The sequence below is a fragment of the Nocardia sp. NPDC047648 genome, assembly GCF_040642815.1.
In the GTDB taxonomy this organism is placed as follows: domain Bacteria; phylum Actinomycetota; class Actinomycetes; order Mycobacteriales; family Mycobacteriaceae; genus Nocardia; species Nocardia gamkensis.
This window is the reverse complement of record NZ_JBEYSX010000020.1, coordinates 127,047-151,254: the sequence shown is the minus strand read 5'-3', so window position 1 is coordinate 151,254 and position 24,208 is coordinate 127,047. Positions and strand designations below refer to the sequence as shown.

The window sequence follows — 24,208 nt, the reverse complement described above, 5'->3', positions numbered from 1 at the left end:
CGCTTGCTCCTTCGTCGCCTACGCGACGGCCGCGCAAACGCGAGCCGGGCCGCGAACGGCGCATGCTCGGTCTCGCTTCGCTCGAAACCGGGAGTTGAGGTGCGCTGGGCGCGTAGGAGTGCCGCTGCGGTCCCTGGCCCGCCGTTTACAAGGTGTCGTCGTCGTACTCGGTGGCTGGACCGCCGACAGGCAGGTGGGGTGCATACGCGGTTCAGGCGTCGCCAAGCACGAGGTTGTGCTGACGGTCAACCGTCCCGAAGCGCGCAACGCGATCAACCTGGCCGCCGCGCAGGCCATCGAGGCCGCCGTCGACGAGTTCGAAGCCGACGAGGCCGCGCGCATGCTCGTGCTCACCGGTGCGGGCGGAACCTTCAGCGACGGCCCACCCGTCGCCAAGCACCTGGGTGCACACACGGCCCACGCGTCGCCAAGCAACAGGGGTGGGCGGCATCGCGGGGACCGCTACCCCGTAGTTCGCCGCGTGGCAGCGGCGGCTGGCCGGATGAGTGCCGCGGCGACTACCTCGCAGACGCAGCCAGCGGATCGAGCGTGCGGGCGGAGACGGGCTCCGCTGTCTGCGGACGACGGGTCAGCTCGCGGCGAACGCCAGGTTTTCCGGAGTGGTCGCGACGGCGAGGCCGGCCAGGGCCTTCGCGTGCAGGGCGCGCTTGATCACGGGGAGGTTGGGCTTGCGGTTGCTCGCCAGTGCCGCGGCCCGCTCGATCGCGGTCGCGAGCAACTCGGGGGCGTCGGCCTTGGCGTCGGCGATGCCCGCGGCGATCGCCTCGTCGGCCGGGTAGCGGTGGCCGGTCGTCATCGCCTGCACGCAGACCTGGTTGGACAGCCGCTCGGTGAGCAGGGCGTTCATCCCGATGGTGAAGGGCATGCCCAGGTGCACCTCGGGCAGGCAGTAGAAGCCGCGATCGGCGCGCATCACCCGGAAGTCGTGCGAAGTCGCCAGCATGGCGCCCGCTCCGAAGGCATGGCCGTTGATCGCCGCGACGGTGGGCAGCGGGAAGGCGAGCAGGCGGGTGTAGAGCGAGTGCACACGGTCGAGGTAACCGTGCATCTTGTCCAGGTTGCCGAACAGCCAATCGGTGTCCAGACCGTTGCTGAAGAACTTCCCGGTCGCGGTCGTCACCAGCGCGGCAGGCCCCTCGGAGCTCTCGACCTCGTCCAGCAGCCCGTGGAAGGCGTCGATCCAGTCCGGGTGAAAACGGTTCTCGCTGTCCGTCTGTCCCTCGGCGCCGAGGTAGACGACGAACACTTCCCCGTGGCGTTCCAGATACGGCATGCCGTGCAGCGTATCGGGCACCGACAGCTACCCCTACTCGCGGGTAGGGGTCGAGTCGCACACCCCACCCTGCCCCAGCGCACCCGACTCCCGGTTCGAGCGAAGCGGGAACGAAGCACCGTCCATCGCAAAGGCAGAGCAATCCCAAGACAGTCCACTCAGCGCCCGAGTCCCCGACCGCCGCGTACACAGCAACGGCACTGATCGACCTCACGACCAGCCGGTGAATCCGCGCACAGTGCCAAGAACTCGCAGACCAACGCACCCAACTCCCGATTTCGAGCCAAACCGGACCGAGCACCCGCCGTTCCGCGGACCGACTCACGTCCGCCACATCCGCGACCGAACACCGGTCGACAGAACAACCGCCGACCACAACGAACCGCGCGCACGATGCCCAAACCTCGCGCCCCCACGCGCCCCAATCCCCGACTTCGAACGAAGCCAGACCGAACATCCGCCGTTCGTGGCCCGACGCACGTTCACACGGCCACCGTGTCCCCGCCTGATCACCTGGCCATCAGGACGACCGCCGACCACACCGAACCGCGTGCACGATGCCCAAACCTCGCGCCCCCACGCGCCCAGCGCACCTCCACTCCCGGTTCCGAACGAAGCCAGACCGTGCATCCGCCCTTCCGCGGACCGACTCACGTCCGCCACATCCGCGACCGAACACCGGTCGACGGAACAACCGCCGACCACACCGAACCACGCGCACGATGTCCCGACCTCCCGCACCGACGCGCCCAGCGCACCCCAACTCCCGGTTCCGAACGAAGCCAGACGAGCACCCGCCGTTCGCGGCCCGACGCACGTTCACACGGCCACCGTGTCCGCCTGATCACCGGCCATCAGGACGACCGCCGACCACAACGAACCGCGTGCACGATGCCCAAACCTCGCGCCCCCACGCGCCCAGCGCACCTCAACCCCCGGTTTCGAGCGAAGCGAGATCGAGCATGCGCCGTTCGCGGCCCGGCTCGCGTTTGCGCGGCCGCCGCGTACGCGACGAAGGAGCAAGCGGCGGTCGCGCAAACGCGAGCCATGAAGGGGCCGCGAACACGCCGCGCGAAAGCGCGGCAAATCAAACACAGCTATGGTGACGATCATGCTTGCCGAACAGGCCGCCGAGGCGATCGCCGAACGTACGGGAGTGTCACGCCACCGGGTCGCGGTGGTGCTGGGGTCCGGCTGGCAGGACGCGGCCGCGGAGATCGGGGCGCCGCGGGCGTCGGTGCCGATGCCGGAGCTGCCCGGTTTCGGGACGCCTACCGCGCAGGGGCACGTCGGCGTGCTGCATTCCGTTCGGGTGGACGACAACGACGTGCTGCTGTTGATGGGCCGCCAGCATCTCTACGAGGGGTATCAGCCCGCCGATGTGGTGCATCCGGTGTCGGCGGCGGTGGCGGCGGGCGCGGAGATCGTGGTGCTGACCAATGCCGCGGGCGGTATCCGAGCAGGCCTCCGGGTCGGTGAGCCGGTGCTGATCAGCGACCATCTCAACTTGACCGGTCGCACACCGCTGGCAGGCGCGACTTTCGTCGATCTGGTCGACGCCTGGGATCCGGAGTTGCGGGCGCTGGCCAGGGAGATCGATCCGAGCCTGACCGAGGGCGTTTACGCGGGCCTCACCGGGCCGCAGTACGAGACGCCCGCCGAGATCCGGATGCTGCGCACGATCGGCGCGGATCTGGTCGGCATGTCCACGGTGCTGGAAGCCATCGCCTGCCGCGCGCTCGGTGCGCGCCTGCTCGGTATCTCGCTGGTCACCAACCTGGCCGCGGGCGTCACCGGCGCGCATCTGTCCCATGCCGAGGTGCTCGCCGAAGGCCATGCCGCGGCTCCGCGCCTCGGCAAACTGCTACGCGGTGTGCTGGAACGGGTGTAGATGCTGCGCTTCGGCACGGCGGGCCTGCGCGGGCCGCTGCGCGATGGCCCGGACGGCATGAACGTCACCACCGTGAGCAGGGCGACCGCGGGAATCGTGGCGTGGCTGCGCGACCGCTGTCTAGGCGGCGGCACGGTGGTCGTCGGCCGCGACGCCAGACACGGTTCCGCCGAGTTCGCGACGGCGACCGCGGAGATCTTCGCCGCGGCGGGCTTTCCGGTGACGTTGCTGCCGCGTCCGCTGCCCACGCCGGTGGTCGCGTACGCGGTGCGTGAGCTGGGCGCGGTCGCGGGCGTGCAGATCACCGCCTCGCACAACCCGGCCACCGACAACGGGTACAAGGTCTATCTGGACGGCGGGTCACAGCTGATCGCCCCGGCCGACGCCGAGATCGAGCGTTGTATCGAGGCGGTGGCCGAGCCGATCGACCGCGTGCCGGTCGCCCCCGCGGACGACGACGTGGTCCAGCGCTATATCCGCCGGGTCGCCGAAATACCCTCCTGGATCGGTGGGCAGGGCGAGCGGGCCGGTATCCGGATCGCCCTCACTCCGCTGCACGGCGTCGGCGGTGACCTCGCCGTCGAAGCGCTGCGCGCGGCGGGTTTTCCCGACGTCCACGTGGTCGAAGAGCAGTTCGCACCGGACCCCGACTTCCCCACCGTCGCGTTCCCGAACCCCGAGGAACCCGGCGCGGCCGACCTGCTGCTCGCCACGGCGGCCCGGGTCGGCGCCGACGTGGCGATCGCGCTGGACCCCGACGCGGACCGGTGCGCGGTGGGCGTCCCGTGGCCGGACGGCACCTGGCGGATGCTGCGCGGCGACGAGACCGGCGTGCTACTCGGTGACTGTGTGCTACGCACCGCCCCGGATGACGCGCTGGTGGCGACGACGATCGTGTCGTCGCGGCTGCTGTCGAAGCTGGCTCCCGCGCGCGGCGGACGCTACGCGGAAACGCTCACCGGTTTCAAGTGGCTGGCCCGCGCGGGCGACGGCTTGGTCTACGCCTACGAGGAGGCGATCGGCCACTGCGTCGACCCGGCGGCGGTCCGCGACAAGGACGGTATTTCCGCCGCCGTCCTGGTGGCCGACCTGGTGGCCCGGTTGAAGGCCGCCGGTCGCGGCCTGAACGACGAACTCGACGACTACGCGGTGGAATTCGGCCTGCACGCGGGCGACCAGGTGTCGCTGCGGCTCGGCTCGGCCACCGACGCGGCCGCCGTGGTCGAGCGATTGCGGGCCGACCCGCCGCGCGAGATCGCGGGCGAGCCGGTCGAATACACCGATCAGCTTCGGGTCCGGGGCCGGATGCGGACCGACGCGCTGATCTTCGAGGGTGTCTCGTCCCGCGTTGTCGTCCGCCCTTCCGGTACCGAGCCGAAGCTCAAGTGCTACCTGGAGGTGGTCGAACCGGTGGGCTCGCGCGCCGGTCTTCCGGCCGCGCGAGCCGCTGCCCGCGAACGCCTTTCGGCATTGCGCGACTTCTGCCGGACCTTCTGACCGCGGCCCGGCCCAGGTTCAGCGCGGGCCGAATTGCCGGTCGCCCGCGTCGCCGAGACCGGGCACGATGTAGGCGTTCTCGTTCAGTCCGGAGTCGACGACGGCGGTCACCAGCCGTACCGGCAGTCCCGAGTCCGCCAGTGTCGCAATGCCTTCCGGTGCGGCGACGACGCACACGGCGGTGATGTCGGTGGCGCCGCGGGCGGTGAGCAGCTGCAAGGTGTGCCGCATCGAGCCGCCCGTGGCCAGCATCGGGTCGAGCACGAAGACGGGCAGGCCTGCGAGATCGGCGGGCAGCGACTCCATGTAGGGCACCGGCAGGTGGGTGTCCTCGTCGCGAGCGAGACCGACGAACCCGATTCTGGCGTCGGGGATCAGCTCGGCGGCCGCGTCGATCATGCCGAGCCCGGCGCGCAGCACCGGAACCAGCAGCGGCGGATGGGCCAGCCGGATGCCTTCGGTGGGAGCGACCGGCGTGGTGATCTCGAAGCGCTCGACCTCCGCGTCGCGCAGCGCCTCGTAGATCAGGATGCCGGTCAGATCACGTAGTGCGGCACGGAAAGCCGGATTGGCCGTTCGCTCGTCCCGCATCGTGGTGAGCAGGGCGGCGACGAGTGGATGGTCGACGGTGAGGGTGCGCATGAGGGAACGATAAAGTCGGTCACGGGTGCGCCGCCGGATGCCACCGGACTTTTTTTCCGAAGCGGCGGAACCGAACCGGAACAGCGCGCGTCGAACCAAGTGGATGACGTACTCTGCCTGGGAACAACAGATGGGGGAAGCTCTGATGCGGAAGATGTCGGCGGACACCGAAGGCATTGCGGCCTACGGCGCGACCGCTCACGTCATGGCGGGTGAGATGGCGGCGGCCGGGGTGAGCGCCGCGGCGGCGGAGCCCGCGCTGCTCGGCCCGATCATGGGACTGATCGGCGGTGACTTCATGGCGGCCTATGCCGCGGCGCACGCCGGGCACGTCGCCGCGATCGGCCAGCTCTCGGCAGTGCTGACCAGCATGGGTGGGGCGGCCACCGGCGCGGCGACCGTCCTCACCGAGACCGACGCCACCCACGCGAGCGCGCTGCGGAACGCGGCCACCGAGGTGGAGTGAGCCTGTGATCGATGTCAACGCACTGGCGCAACCGATCCTGGACCTGCTCGCCAGCTTCGGCAGCGGCGTACTGCCCGCGGGCGGTCCCACCGACGCGCTGCGCAGCACCTCGTCCGTGGTCGACCAGATCCACCAGATGGGCCGCGACAGCATCAACGGGATGAACGCCGCGTGGGACGGTCGCGCGGCCGACGCGGCCACCGCCAAGGCGCTGCGCGTGCAGACCTCCGCGGCCACCATCTCCGATCGTGGCAACGAGATGGCGACGGTCGTGAACCAGGCCGCGGGTCAGGTCGAGACGGGCCAGAAGGATCTCACCGACATCGCGCAGTCCTTCGTGAACACCGCGGCGAGTATGGGGCCGGTCCTCGCGACGCCGGAAGGTCTGACGGTGCTCGTCGGCTCCGCGATCGACCATCTCAACCAGGCCCTCAACGTCGTCGGCCGGGTCCAGAACGAATTGCAGACGCACACCGCGTCGATGAACGACCTCACCCCGCCGCCGACCACCCCGGCACTGGCCGGTGTCCCCGCCGCGGGCGTGCAGCAGGCGGCGTCCGGCGTGCTCAACGGTGCGGGCTCGCTTCTGAGCACCGTGATGGCCACACCGCAGCAGTCGCAGTCCGCACGCGGTTCCCGTGGCACGCCCGGCACGACGGGCACCCCCAAACCGGACACCGGTTCGTCGGGCACGCCCGACGACGGCAAGGGCGTGAAGATCACGCTGCCCGACGGCAGCGTGGTGGAGGCGCCCAACGAACAGGCCGCCACGGCGGTCCGGTCGGCGATCGGCGCCGTGGGCACGCCCTATGTCTGGGGCGGCAACAGCCCGGGCGCGGGATTGGATTGCAGTGGGCTCACCAAGTACGCCTATGGCGAGGCGGGCGTCGACCTGCCCCGGCTCGCGTGCGACCAGGGCAACGGGGCCACACCGGTGTCGGCCGGTGATCTGATGCCCGGCGACCTCGCGATCTGGGACGGCCACGTGGCCATGGTGATCGGGAACGGCCAGTTGGTCGAGGCGGGTGACCCGGTCCAGATCAGCTCGATTCGAACGGAGAACTCAGGCATGGACTTCTACGGTTTCTACAGGCCCACGGCATGACCCGACCCCCGGTTCCCAACGTCACGGTGGCGTCCAGCAGCAACCGGTCGGGCACCATCTCGGTGCGCGCGACCGATCAGGGCATGCCGGTCGAGATCAAGTTCGAGCGCAGCGAATACCGTTACGGCGCACAGTCGCTCGCCAACGAGATCCTGCGGCTCACCCAGCGTTCCGCCATCGCGGCGCGGGCGCGGCGGCGCGAACTGCTCGCCGAGTCGGGCATGCCGTCGGACATCCTCGACCGGCTCGGTCTGCCCACCCGCCAGCAGGCGGTGGACGAGCTGGACCGGATCGACGACGCGGACACAGGACCGACGACCTGGATGAGGCCGGTATGAGTGCGGAAATGGACGCCCTTGTCGCGGCGGCCACCCAGAAACTGGAGGCGCTGGAAGCCGCGCTGTACGGGTTGAAGCAGGTACGCGGGCGGTGGACCTCCGAGGACGGCGCGGTGAGCGTCGAGGTGAACAGCGACGGCGCACTGGTCGGCCTGAGCTTGGCGGAATCGGTCACATCGCTGCCGCCTGCCGAGGTCGGGCAGTTGATCGTCTGGGCCTGCAGACAGGCCGCCGAGGACGCCGGAGCGCAGCGATCCAAGGTCGTTGCGACACTGAACGAGTCGTTCGTCCCCGCCGCGCAGCCGCCCGCGGGCACGAATGGGGGCGGGCCGGATAGTGCCTGACGCGGAAGGTCGATAGGCTTCCGCACATGGCTTCTGGAGACATCGTCCCGATCGAGCTCGGCCTGACCGACGGCGATCTCGTCACCCTGTGGGCACCGCGTTGGCGAGACGGTGACGACGAGTGGGAGGCGTTCCTCGGTCACGAGGACGCCCTCTACGGTTTCGAGTCCGTGGCAGAGCTGGCCGCCTTCATCCGCACCAACGCCGACAACGACCTCGTGGACCATCCGGCCTGGAAGGTCGTCGCGGGTCTCTCGGCGGTCGAACTGGAACCGGAGGAGAACTTCACCTTCGATCTGGTCGCGGTGCCGGAGCTGGCGGCGGGCGAACCCGACGTCGACAGCGTCGCCGAGCTGGAGGACACCCTCGGCATGGTGCGCAACATCGGCGAGGTGTGCGAACTCGAGACGGTCACCAAATTCTTCGGTTCCCATCCGGTGCTCGGCGCGCTGCCCGGCGGCGTGAGCGCGTTCGTCGGTCGCGACGGCGAGGAGCTGTGGGACCAGATCGGCGCCGCCATCGCCAAGGGCTGGGACGACGTCTTGGACGCCATCGACTCCGTCGTGCAGACGCCCGAGGTCGACGCCGAGGCGGTCGCGGTCGCCGAGGCCGAACTGCTGGCCGCCGAGGAGAACGTGGTCGACGCCGACGACGCCGCCGACAGCGACGAGGAGGAGGAGTTCGAGCCCGTCGACCTCGACGCGGAAGAGGACGACGACGAAGACGAGGACGACGAAGAATCGTTCTGGCACGAGGTCGGCATCGACCCGGTAAAGATCATCACGTCCGAAGGCAGCGTCTTCACCCTCCGCTGTTACCTCGACGACGAGCCGATCTTCCTCGGTTCCAGGGGCTCGATCACGGTGTTCTCGTCCGAGCGCGCGCTGGCCCGCTACCTCGCCGACGACCACGAGCACGATCTGGCCCGCGTGAGCACCTTCGCCGACGTGCAGACCGCGGCGGTGGACGGCTCACTGGAGGTCGAGGTGACCGACGAGAACGTCTACGTGCTGCCCGGCTTGGCCGAGGACTTGGCCGAAGGCCCCGAGGCGGTCGACATCGAACAGCTCGATCTGGCGGTAGAGCTGTTCACCGACGCCGCCGACTACGCCGACGACGACACGGTTGAGCAGGCCCTGGCCCAGTCCACCCCGCTCGGCTGGTACGTCTCCTACCTGCTGAACCCCGACCCCACCCGGTTGGCGCCCAACCCGCCGTTCACCGCGGAGGCCCAGGCCTGGCGCGAGCTGGAACGCAACCTGGAGTCCCGGCTCGACAAGCAGTAACTAGGGCAGCCGGATCCAGACCTGCTCGGCCTGTCCGAGCAGGCGTTCGTCGGCGCCGTAGACCGCGGTCGAGGCCCAGCATTTGCGTCCCTGCTCGCGGTGGAACTCGCCGACGACGACGCAGCGCTCGTCGACTTCGGGGATGTCGTGGACGGTGGCGGTCATCGAGCCGAGCAGGGCGGGACGTTCCAGCATGCCGGGTAGCGACCAACCGCCGGGGCAGTCCATCGCGGCCCACAGCAGCGGCGGCCCCAGCGGCACGGTGTCGTCGGGTATCCATGGCGCGGCCACTCGGTGCTCGTCGACTCGGCCTGGTTCGATGCGCAACCCATCCGCCCGGCCGCTGCCGCAGACGAAGCAGGACGCGAAGATCTCGATGCTGGTGTAGCTGCGCGCTGCCTGGGTCGCGTCGGCGAAGGGGATATGCCCCGGGGCGTCGCGTTCGAGTTCGCCGCTCTTGGACTCGGCGATCAGCGTGTCACCGTCGTAGAGCCGTTCGGCCCGCACGTCGAGGGGCGTCTCGAGCGGCGGTGGGCTGCGCAGGATGACGGTGACCGTCTGCTCGTCGCGCTGGGCGGCGAGCAGACCGGCCACGTAGCCACCGTTGCCGGAGTCGGGTGGTCCGTTGAACCGGCGGGATATGCGCAGGGTCGCCATATCGCCACGCTAGCGAACCGGTAGCCGGGCGGGCGCCGAACCTCGCAGCCGACGCTGCATCGTCCCCGTGGGACGCGTGCCGCCCCTAGCCGATGAGCACCGCGTATCCGGGCTTGATGATGTCGTCGATGATCCGCAGCCGCTCGGGGAAGGGGATGAACGCCGACTTCATGGCGTTGATGGTGAAGCGTTCCAGGTCACTCCAGCCGTAACCGAAGGTCTCGACGAGCTTGAGCATCTCCTGGCTCATGCTGGTGTCGCTCATCAGCCGGTTGTCGGTGTTCACCGTGACGCGGAAGCGCAGGCGGGCCAGCAGGTCGAACGGGTGCTTGTCCAGCGAGGGCACGGCGCCGGTCTGCACGTTCGACGACGGACACAGCTCCAGCGGGATGCGCATGTCCCGGACGTAGTTGGCGACCAGCCCGAGTTCCGCGTCCTCGACCGCGCCGGGCACGCTGATGTCGTCGGTGATCCGCACGCCGTGGCCGAGCCGGTCGCAGCCGCAGAACGCGAGCGCCTCGTGAATCGACGGCAGGCCGAAGGCCTCGCCCGCGTGGATGGTGAAGTGCGCGCTGTTGGCACGCATGTACTCGAACGCGTCGAGGTGCCTGCTGGGCGGGTAACCGGCTTCCGCGCCCGCGATGTCGAAGCCGCCCACTCCGCGATCGCGGAAGCGCACCGCCAGTTCCGCGATCTCCCGCGAGCGCGCCGCGTGCCGCATCGCGGTGAGCAGGCAGGTCACCACGATCGGATGTCCGCGCTCCGCGGCCGCCGCCTCGCCTTCGCGGAATCCGGCCAGCGTGTGCTCGACCACCTCGTCCAATGTCAGCCCGCGCTCCAAGTGCTGTTCGGGGGCGAAGCGCACCTCCGCGTAGACGACGCCGTCGGCGGCGAGATCCTCGGCGCATTCGCGGGCGACCCGGCGCAGCCCCTCCGGGGTCTGCATCACGGCGACGGTGTGCGCGAAGGTCTCCAGGTAGCGTTCCAGCGATCCGCTGTCGGCCGCGTCGCGGAACCAGGCCGCCAGCGACGCCTCGTCGGTGGCGGGTAGGTCCTCGTAGCCGCTGTGCGCGGCGAGTTCGAGCACCGTCGCGGGCCGCAAGCCACCGTCGAGGTGATCGTGCAGCAGCGCTTTCGGCGCTTGGCGGATCGAGGCGAGAGTCAGAGGCATCGGTCCAGTCATGTATCGACGGTAGCCGCAGTGCGCCGAAACGGCAGCCGAGTCCGGCCGTGGCAACCATCTCGTTGCCCGCCGGATCACGACCGGACACCGGTTGGTTCGCCGCGCACATGCTGTGCGCGCAGCTTCCACGCTCGCGCATGCATGCGGCCCGGCGGCGCGCCCGTGATCCGGCAGGGCGGGCACACGTGCCTACGCCGCCCGCTGGGTTACCGCGGACAGTTCAGGACACGATGCGGTCGAGGATCAGCGCGGCGGGACCGGGCGCGGCAATTGCCTCGATGGTGACGGCGTCGCGCAGGGCCGCCATGGCGCCCGTGAAGGCCTCGGGGGTATCGGTATGCAGGGTGAGCAGCGGCTGGCCCGCGCTGACCGCATCGCCCGGTTTGGCGTGCATCTCGATGCCCGCGCCGGACTGCACCGGATCGCCCTGACGTGCCCGGCCCGCGCCGAGACGCCAGGCGGCGATACCGACGCTCAGCGCGTCGAGCCGGGTCAGCGTGCCGTCGGTATCGGCGCGCACGGTCTCGGTGTGCTTCGCGGTGGGCAGCGGCGCGTCCGGGTCGCCGCCCTGGGCGCTGATCATCGCGCGCCAGTGATCCATCGCCCGGCCGTCGGCCAGCGCATCGGCGGGGTCGGTATCGAGCCCGGCCAGCGCGACCATTTCGCGAGCCAAGGCGATGGTCAGCTCGACGACGTCCTCGGGACCACCGCCCGCCAGCACCTCCACCGATTCCGCGACCTCCAGGGCATTGCCCGCGGTGCGGCCGAGCGGGGTGTCCATGGCGGTGAGCAGCGCGACCGTCCGGACGCCCGCGTCGGCGCCCAGTTCGACCATCGCGGTCGCCAACTCGCGCGCCCCGTCGAGTGTCTTCAGGAACGCTCCGGAGCCGACCTTGACGTCGAGCAGCAGTGCCGCGGTGCCCTCGGCGATCTTCTTGCTCATGATCGAGCTGGCGATCAGCGGGATCGACTCGACCGTGCCGGTGACGTCGCGCAGAGCGTAGAGCCGCCGGTCCGCGGGCGCGAGGTCGGCGCCTGCCGCGCAGATCACCGCCCCGATGGCCGGGTCGGCCAGCAGGTCACGCATCCGCGACGCAGGCACGTCCGCCTGCCAGCCGGGGATGGACTCCAGCTTGTCCAGCGTGCCGCCGGTGTGACCGAGACCGCGCCCGGACAACTGCGGCACCGCGGCGCCGCACGCGGCGACCAGCGGAGCCAGCGGCAGCGTGATCTTGTCGCCGACGCCGCCGGTCGAGTGCTTGTCCACGGTGGGGCGCGGCAGGTCCGCGAGATCCATGCGCCGCCCGGAGGCGATCATGGCGGCGGTCCACCGCGCCGTCTCCCGCCGGGTCATCCCCCGCCAGACGACCGCCATGGCCAGCGCGGACATCTGCTCGTCGGCCACCGTGCCGCGGGTGAACCCGTCGACCACCCAGTCGATCTGCGCGTCCGACAGCTCGCCGCCGTCCCGCTTGGTGGTGATGATCGAAACCGCGTCCAGTGCCGTCACGGTGGCCAGTTTGGCATGAGCCGACGGGCACCCGGGTTCTCGCCGATGGGATGGAAGCGCGGGCCCGCTCCGCGTTCGCCTTCGCCTCCGCCGCGAGGGATGCCGCTACCTTCGCCCGGCGTCCAAATCGTCCGGCCCGAACGCGTCCGGCAGCAGCGCGCGCAAGGGCACCGCACCGGCCTTGTGATCGACCAGGAGATCGGCCCCGCCGTGCTCGTAGAGCAATTGGCGGCAGCGACCACAGGGCATCAGGATTTCGCCGCGAGAATCGGTCACCGAGACGGCCACCAGACGCCCCCCGCCGCCCGAAATCAAGTTACCGATGAGTACACATTCGGCACACAGGCCCAATCCATATGAGACATTCTCCACATTGCAACCGCTCACCATGCGACCATCGGCGCTGAGAGCCGCGGCGCCGACCGGAAACCGCGAGTACGGCGCATAGGCGTTTCGCATAACTCGAAATGCGTTGTCACGCAGCAGTTTCCAGTCGATTTCCGGCATGGGGAACCTCTCTCGAACCGGCCCGATCGCGGCCGCGCAAGGGCCACGACGGAACCCCGCACACATCAAGAAAGGTAAGCCTAACCCGATCGGCTGTCGCGCAACGCACGGTACGCCGAATTAGTTCCGGGATTGCTGGAGGATTAGAGTCCAGAACAGATCGGTTCAGGTTCCTGCGACGGGCCGGAGTACAGCCACCTGGGCATTCGCCCGCCACGCCGTCGGCGTCGGACCTGCGACCGGGTCCATCAACGACGTTGGAGGCACCGCACTCTATGACCACGATTGAAGCTCCGGCCCAGCCGAAGCGGAAGACGCTGTACCGAGGCGACCCCGGAATGTGGTCGTGGGCGCTGCACCGGATCACCGGCGTCACCATCTTCTTCTTCCTCTTCGTTCACGTACTGGACACCGCCCTGGTGCGGGTGAGCCCGGACACCTACAACGAAGCGATCGAGACCTACAAGACGCCCATCGTGGCGTTGATGGAGATGGGCCTGGTCGTCGTCGTCCTGTTCCACGCGCTCAACGGCGTCCGCGTGATCCTGGTGGACTTCTGGTCCAAGGGCCCGAAGTACCAGCGCCTGATGCTCTGGATCATTCTCGCGATCTGGTTCCTGCTGGCCGTTCCCGCGATCGGGCGCCAGTTCTTCTACCTGTTCACGGAGCACTGACAATGAGCGAGCGAAGCGAGCGACCCATGAACACAGCCGCCAGTGCGGTCATGCCGGAGCCGAGCGCCAGCGAGGTGCAGGCATGAGCGCACCTGTCATCGGTAAGTCCTACGACCGTCCGGCCAGCCTGGATCTGCCGCGCTCGCCGCGCGCGCGCTCGAACAACAACTTCGAGAAGTACGCCTGGCTGTTCATGCGCTTCTCCGGCCTGCTGCTGATCGTGCTGGTGCTCGGGCACATGGCGATCATGCTGCTGCTCGACGGCGGCGTGAAGCGGCTCAACTTCGCCTTCGTGGCCGGTCGCTGGTCCAGCCCGTTCTGGCAGTTCTGGGACCTGACCATGCTGTGGCTGGCGCAGTTGCACGGCGGCAACGGCCTGCGCACCGTCATCGACGACTACTCCCGCAAGGACTCGACCCGGTTCTGGCTGAAGACCCTGCTGGCCATCTCGATGATCCTGATCATGGGCGTGGGCACCTACGTCATCTTCACCTTCGACCCCAACATCAGTTAGGAACAGGCCCCCTCGCATGAGTGAGCGCAGCGAACGAACCACTGGGACCGGGGAATCTCGTCCTGTCCAGGAGCACCGCTACGACGTCGTCATCGTCGGCGCGGGCGGCGCGGGCATGCGCGCCGCGATCGAGGCCGGCCCGCGTGCTCGGACGGCGGTGCTGACCAAGCTGTACCCGACCCGCAGCCACACCGGCGCGGCCCAGGGCGGCATGTGCGCCGCGCTGGCCAACGTCGAAGAGGACAACTGGGAATGGCACACCTTCGACACCGTCAAGGGTGGTGACTACCTAGTCGACCAGGACGCCGCGGAGATCATGGCCAAGGAGGCCATCGACGCGGTGCTCGATCTCGAGAAGATGGGCCTGCCGTTCAACCGGACGCCCGAGGGCAAGATCGACCAGCGGCGCTTCGGCGGGCACACCCGCGACCACGGCAAGGCCCCGGTCCGCCGCGCCTGCTACGCCGCCGACCGCACCGGTCACATGATCCTGCAGACGCTGTACCAGAACTGCGTCAAGCACGACGTGGAGTTCTTCAACGAGTTCTACGTGCTGGACCTGGTGCTGACCGACAGCGATCGGGGCCCGGTCGCGACCGGTGTGGTCGCCTACGAGCTGGCCACCGGCGAACTGCACGTCTTCCACGCCAAGTCGATCGTGTTCGCCACCGGCGGCTCGGGCCGGATGTACAAGACCACCTCCAACGCGCACACCCTGACCGGCGACGGCATGGCGATCGTGTTCCGCAAGGGCCTGCCGCTGGAGGACATGGAGTTCCACCAGTTCCACCCGACGGGTCTGGCCGGGCTCGGCATCCTGATCTCCGAGGCCGTCCGCGGCGAGGGCGGCATCCTGCGCAACGCCGACGGCGAGCGGTTCATGGAGCGCTACGCCCCCACCATCAAGGACCTGGCGCCGCGCGACATCGTCGCCCGCTCGATGGTGCTGGAGGTGCTGGAGGGCCGCGGCGCGGGACCGAACAAGGACTACGTCTACATCGATGTGACCCACCTCGGCGAGGACGTGCTCGAGGAGAAGCTGCCCGACATCACCGAGTTCTCCCGCACCTACCTGGGTGTGGACCCGGTGAAGGAACTCGTGCCGGTGTTCCCGACCTGTCACTACGTGATGGGCGGCATCCCGACCCGCATTCGCGGCGAGGTGCTGCGCAACAACAGCGACGTCGTCCCCGGCCTCTACGCCGCGGGTGAGTGCGCGTGCGTCTCGGTGCACGGCGCCAACCGGCTGGGCACCAACTCGCTGCTGGACATCAACGTGTTCGGCCGTCGCGCGGGCATCGCCGCCGCGGAGTACGCGCAGCGCAGCGAGTTCGTCGAGATGCCGGAGAACCCGGCGCAGATGGTGCAGGACTGGCTGGCCCAGCTGCTCAGCGAGCACGGCGACGAGCGGGTGGCCGACATCCGCACGGAGCTGCAGCGGTCGATGGACAACAACGCCTCGGTGTTCCGCACCGAGGACACGCTCAAGCAGGCGCTCACCGACATCCACGCGCTCAAGGAGCGCTACGCGCGAATCACCGTGCAGGACAAGGGCAAGCGTTACAACAGCGACCTGCTCGAGGCCGTCGAGCTCGGCTTCCTGCTCGAGCTGGCCGAAGTCACCGTGGTCGGTGCGCTCAACCGCAAGGAATCGCGCGGTGGCCACGCTCGCGAGGACTACCCGGACCGCGACGACGTGAACTTCATGCGTCACACGATGGCCTACAAGGAGGGCTCGGATCTCCTGTCGGACATCCGCCTGGACTTCAAGCCGGTGGTGCAGACCCGTTACGAGCCGATGGAGCGTAAGTACTGATGACTGCTGTTGCCGAAGCACCCTCTTCGCAGAAGCCCGCTCCGGTCCCCGAGGGCTCGGTGATGATCACCGTCAAGGTGGCCCGGTTCAACCCGGAGGACGACAAGGGCGCGCACTGGGAGTCCTTCCAGGTGCCGGTCCTGCCGACCGACCGTTTCCTGAACGTGCTGACCTACATCAAGTCCTACCTGGACGGCACGCTCACCTTCCGGCGTTCCTGCGCGCACGGCGTGTGCGGTTCGGATGCCATGCGGATCAACGGCGTCAACCGGCTGGCCTGCAAGGTGCTGATGAAGGACATGCTGCCCAAGGGCGACAAGTCGATCACCGTCACCGTCGAGCCGATCCGCGGCCTGCCCGTGGAGAAGGACCTCGTGGTGAACATGGAGCCGTTCTTCGACGCGTTCCGCGCCGTGAAGCCCTACCTGATGACCTCGGGTAACGAGCCCACCCGCGAGCGCATCCAGAGCCAGGCCGACCGCGCCCGGTTCGACGACACCACCAAGTGCATCCTGTGCGCATGCTGCACCACCTCCTGCCCCGTGTACTGGAGCGACGGCAGCTACTTCGGCCCGGCCGCGATCGTGAACGCCCACCGCTTCATCTTCGACAGCCGCGACGAAGGCGCCCGCGAACGCCTCGACATCCTCAATGACGTCGAAGGCGTCTGGCGCTGCCGCACCACCTTCAACTGCACCGACGCCTGCCCGCGTGGCATCGAGGTCACCAAGGCCATCCAAGAGGTCAAGCGAGCCCTGCTCTTCACCCGCTGACCTCGGGCACCGAACGACGAAGGCCGCCGCCATCCCGACGATGGCGGCGGCCTTTCGCCATTCTCGAACCGGCCCAGGCGAGCGGCCGCCACATTCCCGCCGACGGGGACACCAGCGAACGTCGCTTATGCTTCGGCTCGGGTCGGCCTGGCGCGTGGCGGTTCGGCGATGCGCGACGTCCCGGTTCAGCAGCCGAAGACGGCCGGGCCGTCTGATATCGACCCAGGGGGTTGCGTGGCCGAATCACTGTCGGTCGACCCGGCCCAGCTGCGCGAATCGGCGGCGGAGTTGCGGCAGGCGGCCGAAGACGCCGAACGGGTGGCGAACGAACTGAAGGCGGCACTCGCCGACGAGGGTGAGTTCTGGGGTGACGACGAAGCCGGCGAGACGTTCGCACACACCTATAGGCCCGGCGCCGAACGTACGTTGGAGGGGTTCGACGACCTCGTCGCGGACATTCGGGCGATGAGTTCCGCGATGAAGCATGCGGCCGATGCGTTCGAGGACGGGGACCACTACGGGCGGCAGAACATCCGAAACTCGGCCGACGATGGCCTCCCGTACACGAACACACCGAGCCCGAACCGGTCGGCAGGACCCATTCCGCAGGCGACGTCCAGCGAACCTCTCGGCCACACAGACAATTCCGTACGGCCGCCGGGCACGCCCGATCGCCCGGTGAACGGAGAATCCGCCCGTCCGCAGCCGGACGCCCCGAACGACCGCGGCAGTATCGATACACAGCAACCCCTGGCCTCCGGCCAGCAACCCGCAGCCTCCGGCCAGCAACCCGTGGAGGCCGGACAGCAGCCCGCGGCGTCCGGAGAGCAACCTCCGGAATCCGGACAGCCGGACGATTCGACGAGCAATTCCCCAGAAACCGGATCGCCCGAGGACGAATCCGGCGACCAACCCCCGGCCGCCGAGACCGGATCGCCGACGACGCCCGGTATGGGCACCGAGCGACAGGGAGCGCAGGCGAATACACCCACGGGGAAGCAGGCGGGTCCACCGGCGATGCCGAACGACCGCATCGACTCCGGCAAGCCGTCGGCGAATACGCCGTGGACTCGGAACGGGGCGGGCACCCCTTGGGCAAAGGCTCCGAGCCCTTCGGGCGCGCCGGCGAACGAGACCCCGCCTCGGGTATCTCCCCCACGCACCCCGGACCGCCCGCCTGCGGGCAAGAAGCCGGAACCGGCTCCGAAACGTCGCGAGCAGAAGCGGGCCCCGAAGCCCGCAGGCGTGCGTGCTCGCCGAGCGACCGATGCCGAGGCCATCCGGGTCGCACGGGAGATGGCCGCTCGGCACAACATCGAGATCGTCGGATTCGACGCGGCGGGTATCGCCGCGGCGACGGTCCAGGACATCGCCGATGCGGTCGACACCGTCCTCCCGCGGATGCCGGCCGCACTGCGCGGAATCGAGATCCGGGATGTGGCGGGTTCGCTGTCCGCCGTCGAGAATCGCAGCACGGCAGAGCAATCGGTGGAGGTGGCGCCGTGGATCGTGCTGGCTCACACCGCGGTGATCGATCCTCGGATGTTGTCCGGACGTTCCCGGGCGACGACCCGATCCGGTCCCGCACGGCGACCGATGTATGCCGCGATCCTGCGGGAACTCGGCGCCGTGATCGACCTCGCCGGCGGATTCCGGGCACACAAGGAGGCGCAGCGGGCACTCATCACCGAATACGTGCGGATCAACGACCCCCGAGGCGAGACGCTGAGCCGGGTGGTCGCCGGCTACAAGCGATGGCGGGCGCAGCTCGGCGACAACTGTTTCGAACAGGGCCTGTTCCTTCCGGGCAGGGCGCTGGCCGAGGGATTCGCCGCGGTCGAATCGAGTGAGGACGAGGCCAACGGCCCGCAGAAGGTGCTGGGTCGGCTGCTGGTGACGATGTCGCGTGCGGCACTGCCGGACCGGCGATGAGACCCGTTGCCGCCTGAGCGGACGGCGTCTGGTTCTTCCCCCTTCCCACCAGCGGTGAAAGTCGCCACGCACCCCTGGGTCATCATTGTGGGCACGTTCGGAGGTCCGCGGTCGTCGCTGCCCGCTGACGATTTCGAGTCGGAAGGTTGTGGCATGGATCGATGGGAGCGCGAAGGCCTACGCTCGGCCAACAGCGGCATGCGCAACCAGCTCGAACATCTCCTCGACTCCTTCGAACGTCAGCAGGGCCGGCTCACCGAGGTGTTCGGGGAATTGGAAAACGCTCGCACGCAGGCGAGTTCTCCCGACCAATCGGTAGAGGTGACCGTGGACGCCGCAGGCGTGCTGACGGATCTGCGCCTCACCGCCGCGGCGATGCGCCAGACACCGGAGCAGTTGAGCAGAGCGATCGTGGACGCTACTCGGGCCGCGGCGTGCCGGGCGCAGCAGCATGCCGAAGCCCTCGCCGCACCCCTCGACGACGACTTGAACGACCTGCCCGACCTGCCCGATATCTCCCCGGGCGCCCCCAGCCTCAACGAGATTCGCGCCTTCTTCCGCGGGGACAACGAAGGTTCCCCGAGATAGCACCTGGTCGCGTAGTGCAGACGATGCTGCGTACCTGCCGACAACCGGAGAGGAACTCCCCGCCGGCGGAAGGGCCTGGGATTCGGACGCGGCCGTGCGATGTCGGCAGCGGTAGGGTTCACGGAGTCGCTTGCCGGATACGCATTGATGAACGCGAGCGCACATGACGCTGCGTTTGCCGGACTGGCTCCCCCCGGCCGTAGTGATGTGTGTCGCCGGGCACTTCCCGCTGGGCGACGAGGACGCGGAACGGCGCGCCGCCGATGCCTGGTCGGATAAGGCCGAATGGTGTCGTGCGCAGGCTGAATATCACGAAGCCAAGGCAAGGCCGCCCGAGGGCTCACACGGCGAAACCGTCGCCGCGATCGCCGAGAAGCACCGGCACATGGCCGAACGCTTCCGACAGCAGGCCACCGATTGCGACAGCCTCGCCAGGCAGCTCTACGAGAGCGCCAACGCCACCGAGCTGCAGAAGATGGTCATCATCAGCATGGCCGTGATCCTGGCCATCCAGCTGGCCCGATGCGCACTGATGTTCGCGGCCGGTGGTCCGATCCAGGCCGCTATCGCACAGATGGCGACCCGAACCGCGGCGCAGCGCGCGTGGATGAGATTCGTGGCATTCCTTTCCGGACGCGGTGCGGAACTGGCCGCGGAACGCGGCTCGATGGTGCTGCTGCGCAACGGAATCGTGATCGGGGTGGCACTGGGCGGCGGCACCCAAGCCGGCGCCCAGGCGATCCAGGTTGCCGAGGGCCACCGCGAAAAGATCGATGTGAAGTCGGTCGGCGTGGCAACGGCCGCCGGCGCTGTCGGTGGCCTTTTCGGCATGCTGTTCGGGCTCTGGGCAGGCCCGAAGGTCGCCACCATCGGCGCGAACGCCAACAGCACCGTGGGACGGGTGGCCCTGCAGCTCGCAGGCACCACCATGGTCGGCGCCGGCGCCGGAGCCGTCGGCGCTCTCGGCGGCACCGCCGTCTCGCTTGCGCTGTCGGACCAGCCGTTCAGCCGCAAGGCGTTCACCGAGGGCCTGATCCCCGGTATGGGTAGCGGATTCATCGGCGCGGCAGCCTTCGCGGCACAGGGGATGCGCAGCCGGGCACCACTTCCCGAGACGACTGCCGAGCCAGCTGCCGCACCGGATGTCACCAAGGCCGAAGCGTCGCCTGGTGCGCTGGTCGACACACTGCGCGAACATGGCATCGTCACCACCGACTTCGATCCGAACAACCCCTCCCACACCCATCAGCAACAGCAGATCGACAATCTTCTGGCGCTGCTGCACCAAGCGGGGGCCACCGCGGACGCCCCGGTCCGTCCCACACTCCCACTGAACAACGCCGACTGGCAGCCCGCGAATCCGCCGAATGTGTCGATCGACAACCTCAACCCGGTCAAGTCCGCGAAGCCCACCTCCGATGCCGTCGCCGCACCCGCGGATCCGGCCCCCGCGGCCCCCACAGGGACGACGCCGAAGGCTGATGGTGGCCATCAACCACCCGACATATCGCCGCCGAAAGAGTACAAGCCGCGCCCGGAGCAGCCCTTCTCCGTGCCGAACAACAGCATGGACTGGGAAGCGCCCGCAGGCATGCCCGGCGCCCTGATCGACAACGTCAATCCCGTCAAGACCGTCACCTACCCCGCAGCCGCCATCGCGTCCGCCGTCAACCCGGTCGGCGTGCCGAGCATCGGGACGGACCCGACATCGGCGGAGGCGCCCGGGTCACGGAACGGTCCTGCCGCACGACCGGAATCCGAGGCCGTCGGCGCCGCCGAGGCTCCGGTCGGCGGGGAACTGCGTCCGGCACCGCACGACTCGGATAACAGAACCGCCGAGAATGCGGGCACAGCACGGCAGACCACCGAACATGATCACCCTGCGGCCGGGCCCGACCAGTCGGTGCGGCCGCGCCCCGCGGATACCGGCGAAGGCAGCGCTCGACCGACCGATGCCGCACCCGGCCACTCGGTGCCGCCACCCCTCGCGGATACCGGCGAAGGCAGTGCTCGACCGGCCGACACCGCACCCGCGTCGGCTCACGGCAACCGGGCCGGTTCCGCAAACCCCTCGTCGGCGCCGCATTCCACGCCGGAGCACGCCGCGGTGCCGGACAACGCCGCCGCCACGGCCCGACCGCACCCCGGCGGTCGGGACGCGGCGAGCGAGGGGCAGGCCGGGCGAGGCCGCGCCGTCGCGGATACCCGCGGCGCCGATCCGGCGGACGGGCCGTCGTCCTCGGTTCGGCCACGAGGTGTCGCAACGGACGAGGAAGCCGGTCCGCGCCCCGGCACGGCCGACCCGCACGACGGGCAACAGAGCCCGGCCGTGTCGGCGACCGAGAGGGAGGGGGCACAACGGGTTCCTGACGGCACCACCGATCCCGAACCTGCCGTGCCCGAGTTGGTACCGGCGGCGGCGCACAAGGAATCGGCCGACGGCCTGTCATCGGACCACGACGTGTCCCCGAGCATGACGATCACCACCGACCCGCCGCCCGCTCCAGCACGCGGTGATTCCGGCCCGCGCGCCCCCGGCGGGGACAGGTTCGCGGACCCGGCCGGGCAGCAGCGGCAGGCCGTGCAGCCGTCGGGCGGCCCCGCGCGACCAGCCGCGGGCGTCCAGCCCGGCACACCCGCTGCCGGTGGTTCGCCCGCTGCTACCGGAGGCAATCGGCCGCCACGTGTGTCGGCGCCGAAGAATGCCGCCGCGGAGCGCCCTCCGGCTGTCGATCCGGTCGAAGGAGTGCGCGGACAGGCCGAGGACGGCCATGCCCCCTCCGGGTCTGCCGCCGCCCACGCCACCGACAATGACAACCGGAACACACCGCCCGCGGCCGGCGAGCCGGAGTCGGAGCACGGTCGCGCGGCCGACGGCGCCACCGGCGACGAGACCGCGCGAGCCACGCATCCGGATGAGGCGAATGCACCGGAGCACGCACGCACGGCCGACGACAGCGCGAAGGGGCAACAGGCCAAGGGCAATCCCGATGTAGTCGACGAGGCGGGCCCATCGCGACCGAAGCCCGGTGAGTCCGATACGAGCGGAGACGATGCCCACGGCGGTCGTGCGGGCGACGATGGTGCGAGTGAGCAGCAAGCGAAGACGAAAACCGATAACCCCGACGACGCGGACGCGCCATCAACCGAGCCCGAACACGTTCGCGCACAGGATGATTCGGATGCGCCACGCACCGGTCGAGACGAGGACCCGGCCGCGGACGCGCGGGCGAGGGCGAGAGCCGAAGTAGAGCAGCGTAATGCGGCCGAGCGGCAGCAGAACGAGCTGGTGCGCGAACACCACCGGCAGCGTGTCGAAGCGGCGGCCGAGCGCGAACGGGTCGCCCATGCCGAGTTGCAGCGGCAGGAGAAGGCCGTACGGGTGGCGCAGGAGCATGAGCGGGCCACCCGAGTCGGCTTCGGCGACAAGATGCGCGATCTGGTCGGGCGGGGCACGGCGGAGGATCGGCTGGCCGTCGAAGCCGCGCGGGCCGCTCAGGAACAGCTCCGGCAGGCTCGGGCGACGTTGGCCGAGTGCCGGGACGCGTACGAGGCGGCGGTGGCCCAGCACGACGCCGCAGCCCATGCCAGAGCCCGTGACCTGGTCGAAATCTCGGACAACGCGGGCGTTTCGCTGATGAACGACTACGAGGCCGGGGTGCTCACCGATCGCGAAGCCGTGTTCGAGGTGGTTGCCCAGGAGCGGGTACGCACGGCCCTGGATGCCGGTCGCGCGATCGGGGAGTTGCGGGAGCCGGGCAGCACGGCCGACGGTACGAGCCCGTTGGCGAACGCGTCACCGGAGTCGCTGGCCGACACGATGGTGCGGGGATCAAGGGAGGAGCGCGTCGCGGCGATGACGGAATGGATTCGCCGGGGTGACGACCGGCATCGGCTGGTGCGTGAGACGCAGGCCGCGGCGTTCCTGCTGCTCGAGCACGGTCCGGTCGATATGAAGACCGGTGAGGGCAAGACCATCGTCATGGTGATGAAGAAGGTGTCCGACGCCATCGATCACGGCACCGCTCATGCGTGGACCAGTAGTGATCTGCTCGCCGGTGAGCTGGCCGGTGAATTGCAGGCATTCGTGGTGCGGCCGGAGTCGGATACCGGGATCGATGTGGTCCGGATGGATCAGGACGGTCCGCTGCCGGATCCGGTACCCGGCCGTAGCCGGATCGTCGTGGGCACGAAGGAGGACTACCTGTTCCGCGCCTTGAAGGTGGCGGATTCGATGATGGACGAGCTCGCGGCCGGTGGCATGTCGCCCCAGGAGGTGACGGCACTGCGGGACTTCCTCAACACGAAACCGTCGATCGATCTGATCAAGGAAAGGCTGGATACCGCGGCATCCGACCACGGCCTGGACCTCCGGTACGACCCGTTCCCGGCGGGCAAGCTCACCGTCGACGAATTCGACACCATCTTCGACGGCAATTCCGAATGCGTACTTTCCCCGGGGGCGGCGGAGGAGGCCACACCCGAGGTGGTCGCCGAACTGCGGGGGATCTGGGATCGGCTGACGACCGCGGAGCGCGAACATGGTTTGACGGCAGCGGATTTCAAGCGGCCGGAGAACACCCGGGGGATGTGGGCCGCGGAAACGACTCCGGCGGCGATCGCCAAGCTGGAGAAGGCGGCGGGTGGACCGATCACCGACTCGGAGCTGAAGCTGTACGCCGATGCCGCCAACGCCCGCTGGGGGCTGGAGAAGGGCACGCACTACATCACCAGGGCGGACGACGGCGAGGGCGCGAAGATCGGCATCCTCGCTCACGAAACCAACGACAAGGCGATGTGGGACAGGACGAAGTCGACCGAGGTGCGCTGGCAGGACGTCGGTCAGTTCGTCGACCTCAAGGAAGGGCTGCCGGTCCGGGCGAATCAGGAACATTCGCTGCGCATGTCGGATCAGCAGTTGATCGGCAGCAAATTGCTGTTCGATCCGTCCGGTTTGTCGGGGACCATGAAGGGCGTCGAGGGCATCACCTACGACCTGTACGGCGTAGGGCCGGTGCCGGAGCTTCCGACCTTCTATACATCGCAACGGGTCGTGGAACCGCCGAAATTCTACGAGAACACGCAAGCGAAACTCACGCAGCTGGCCCGTGACATCGTGCGGGACGCGCATGTGGTCGACGGGGAGCAGGCCGGCCGCGCGCAGTGGGTGGTGTGCATGGACAACGGCGAA

Annotated in this window: 21 protein-coding genes (1 of these 21 running past the window's edge); 14 read left to right on the top strand and 7 right to left on the bottom strand. The window is 69.2% G+C overall.

Translation table 11 applies throughout. From position 1 onward, the window contains the following. Positions 1–211: 211 nt before the first annotated feature. Positions 212–412, bottom strand: a complete 201-nt coding sequence (locus ABZ803_RS31720; RefSeq protein WP_357044982.1) for a hypothetical protein — start codon at positions 410–412, stop codon at positions 212–214. 177 nt (positions 413–589) lie between these two features. Beyond that, positions 590–1,294 (bottom strand): enoyl-CoA hydratase-related protein, encoded by a 705-nt coding sequence (locus ABZ803_RS31715; RefSeq protein ID WP_040865031.1) that lies wholly within the window; start codon positions 1,292–1,294, stop codon positions 590–592. A gap of 1,111 nt (positions 1,295–2,405) precedes the next feature. Here ABZ803_RS31715 and ABZ803_RS31710 point away from each other — a divergent pair. Continuing rightward, the gene (locus ABZ803_RS31710; protein WP_357044980.1) at positions 2,406–3,185 is read left to right on the top strand and encodes a purine-nucleoside phosphorylase; all 780 of its coding nucleotides are present in this window, start codon (positions 2,406–2,408) and stop codon (positions 3,183–3,185) included. Beyond that, positions 3,186–4,682 carry a phospho-sugar mutase gene (locus ABZ803_RS31705; protein ID WP_357044978.1) on the top strand — a complete coding sequence of 499 codons (1,497 nt, stop codon included), beginning with the start codon at positions 3,186–3,188 and terminating at the stop codon, positions 4,680–4,682. It begins immediately after the preceding gene. An 18-nt stretch (positions 4,683–4,700) separates the two neighbouring features. On the opposite strand, the gene upp is transcribed toward ABZ803_RS31705, so the two are convergent. Then, a complete protein-coding gene (upp, locus tag ABZ803_RS31700; RefSeq protein WP_357044976.1) occupies positions 4,701–5,324 on the bottom strand; it encodes a uracil phosphoribosyltransferase in 624 nt (207 codons plus the stop codon). A 130-nt stretch (positions 5,325–5,454) separates the two neighbouring features. Here upp and ABZ803_RS31695 point away from each other — a divergent pair, with 130 nt between their 5' ends. From ABZ803_RS31695 to ABZ803_RS31675, 5 genes are read left to right on the top strand one after another with little or no spacing between them, the layout of a single operon-like run. After that, the gene (locus ABZ803_RS31695) at positions 5,455–5,790 is read left to right on the top strand and encodes a type VII secretion target (RefSeq protein WP_309247302.1); all 336 of its coding nucleotides are present in this window, start codon (positions 5,455–5,457) and stop codon (positions 5,788–5,790) included. A 4-nt stretch (positions 5,791–5,794) separates the two neighbouring features. Continuing rightward, positions 5,795–6,895 carry a C40 family peptidase gene (locus tag ABZ803_RS31690; protein WP_357044974.1) on the top strand — a complete coding sequence of 367 codons (1,101 nt, stop codon included), beginning with the start codon at positions 5,795–5,797 and terminating at the stop codon, positions 6,893–6,895. Then, positions 6,892–7,233, top strand: coding sequence for a hypothetical protein (locus tag ABZ803_RS31685; RefSeq protein WP_062971147.1), 342 nt, complete (start codon positions 6,892–6,894; stop codon positions 7,231–7,233). The genes ABZ803_RS31690 and ABZ803_RS31685 overlap by 4 nt, the downstream gene beginning before the upstream one ends. After that, entirely contained in the window at positions 7,230–7,577 is a 348-nt protein-coding gene (locus ABZ803_RS31680; protein WP_040865024.1) for a YbaB/EbfC family nucleoid-associated protein, read from the top strand. Before ABZ803_RS31685 ends, ABZ803_RS31680 begins: the two co-directional genes overlap by 4 nt. Positions 7,578–7,603: 26 nt before the next feature. Beyond that, positions 7,604–8,863 (top strand): primosomal protein, encoded by a 1,260-nt coding sequence (locus ABZ803_RS31675; protein WP_357044971.1) that lies wholly within the window; start codon positions 7,604–7,606, stop codon positions 8,861–8,863. On the opposite strand, the gene ABZ803_RS31670 is transcribed toward ABZ803_RS31675, so the two are convergent. The 4 genes from ABZ803_RS31670 to ABZ803_RS31655 all read right to left on the bottom strand — a co-directional run bounded on the left by ABZ803_RS31670 (position 8,864) and on the right by ABZ803_RS31655 (position 12,720). After that, positions 8,864–9,520: a hypothetical protein gene (locus ABZ803_RS31670; protein WP_357044969.1), complete on the bottom strand. Its 657-nt coding sequence runs from the start codon at positions 9,518–9,520 to the stop codon at positions 8,864–8,866. It abuts the gene before it with no gap. An 85-nt stretch (positions 9,521–9,605) separates the two neighbouring features. Beyond that, the gene (locus ABZ803_RS31665) at positions 9,606–10,703 is read right to left on the bottom strand and encodes an adenosine deaminase (RefSeq protein WP_357044967.1); all 1,098 of its coding nucleotides are present in this window, start codon (positions 10,701–10,703) and stop codon (positions 9,606–9,608) included. 220 nt (positions 10,704–10,923) lie between these two features. Next, a complete protein-coding gene (locus ABZ803_RS31660) occupies positions 10,924–12,213 on the bottom strand; it encodes a thymidine phosphorylase (protein WP_357044965.1) in 1,290 nt (429 codons plus the stop codon). Between the two features lie 105 nt (positions 12,214–12,318). After that, a complete protein-coding gene (locus ABZ803_RS31655) occupies positions 12,319–12,720 on the bottom strand; it encodes a cytidine deaminase (RefSeq protein ID WP_357044963.1) in 402 nt (133 codons plus the stop codon). Positions 12,721–12,995: 275 nt separating this feature from the next. On the opposite strand from ABZ803_RS31655, the gene sdhC reads away from it, so the two are divergent. The 7 genes from sdhC to ABZ803_RS31620 all read left to right on the top strand — a co-directional run. Next, positions 12,996–13,394, top strand: coding sequence for a succinate dehydrogenase, cytochrome b556 subunit (sdhC, locus tag ABZ803_RS31650; protein WP_083863252.1), 399 nt, complete (start codon positions 12,996–12,998; stop codon positions 13,392–13,394). A gap of 82 nt (positions 13,395–13,476) precedes the next feature. Then, positions 13,477–13,908 carry a succinate dehydrogenase hydrophobic membrane anchor subunit gene (locus tag ABZ803_RS31645; protein WP_062971160.1) on the top strand — a complete coding sequence of 144 codons (432 nt, stop codon included), beginning with the start codon at positions 13,477–13,479 and terminating at the stop codon, positions 13,906–13,908. Between the two features lie 16 nt (positions 13,909–13,924). After that, the gene (gene sdhA / locus ABZ803_RS31640; RefSeq protein ID WP_357044961.1) at positions 13,925–15,724 is read left to right on the top strand and encodes a succinate dehydrogenase flavoprotein subunit; all 1,800 of its coding nucleotides are present in this window, start codon (positions 13,925–13,927) and stop codon (positions 15,722–15,724) included. Next, complete coding sequence (locus ABZ803_RS31635) at positions 15,724–16,497, top strand: succinate dehydrogenase iron-sulfur subunit (RefSeq protein ID WP_040865018.1); 774 nt, start codon at positions 15,724–15,726, stop codon at positions 16,495–16,497. The genes sdhA and ABZ803_RS31635 overlap by 1 nt, the downstream gene beginning before the upstream one ends. A gap of 234 nt (positions 16,498–16,731) precedes the next feature. Beyond that, positions 16,732–18,429, top strand: a complete 1,698-nt coding sequence (locus ABZ803_RS31630) for a WXG100 family type VII secretion target (RefSeq protein WP_357044959.1) — start codon at positions 16,732–16,734, stop codon at positions 18,427–18,429. A gap of 153 nt (positions 18,430–18,582) precedes the next feature. Beyond that, positions 18,583–19,017, top strand: coding sequence for a YbaB/EbfC family nucleoid-associated protein (locus ABZ803_RS31625; RefSeq protein ID WP_357044957.1), 435 nt, complete (start codon positions 18,583–18,585; stop codon positions 19,015–19,017). Between the two features lie 163 nt (positions 19,018–19,180). Then, positions 19,181–24,208 carry the start of a LuxR C-terminal-related transcriptional regulator gene (locus ABZ803_RS31620; RefSeq protein ID WP_357044956.1) on the top strand. 42,321 nt of this gene lie beyond the right edge of the window, so 5,028 of the gene's 47,349 nt are visible here — the first part of the coding sequence; the start codon lies at positions 19,181–19,183; the stop codon falls past the right edge of the window.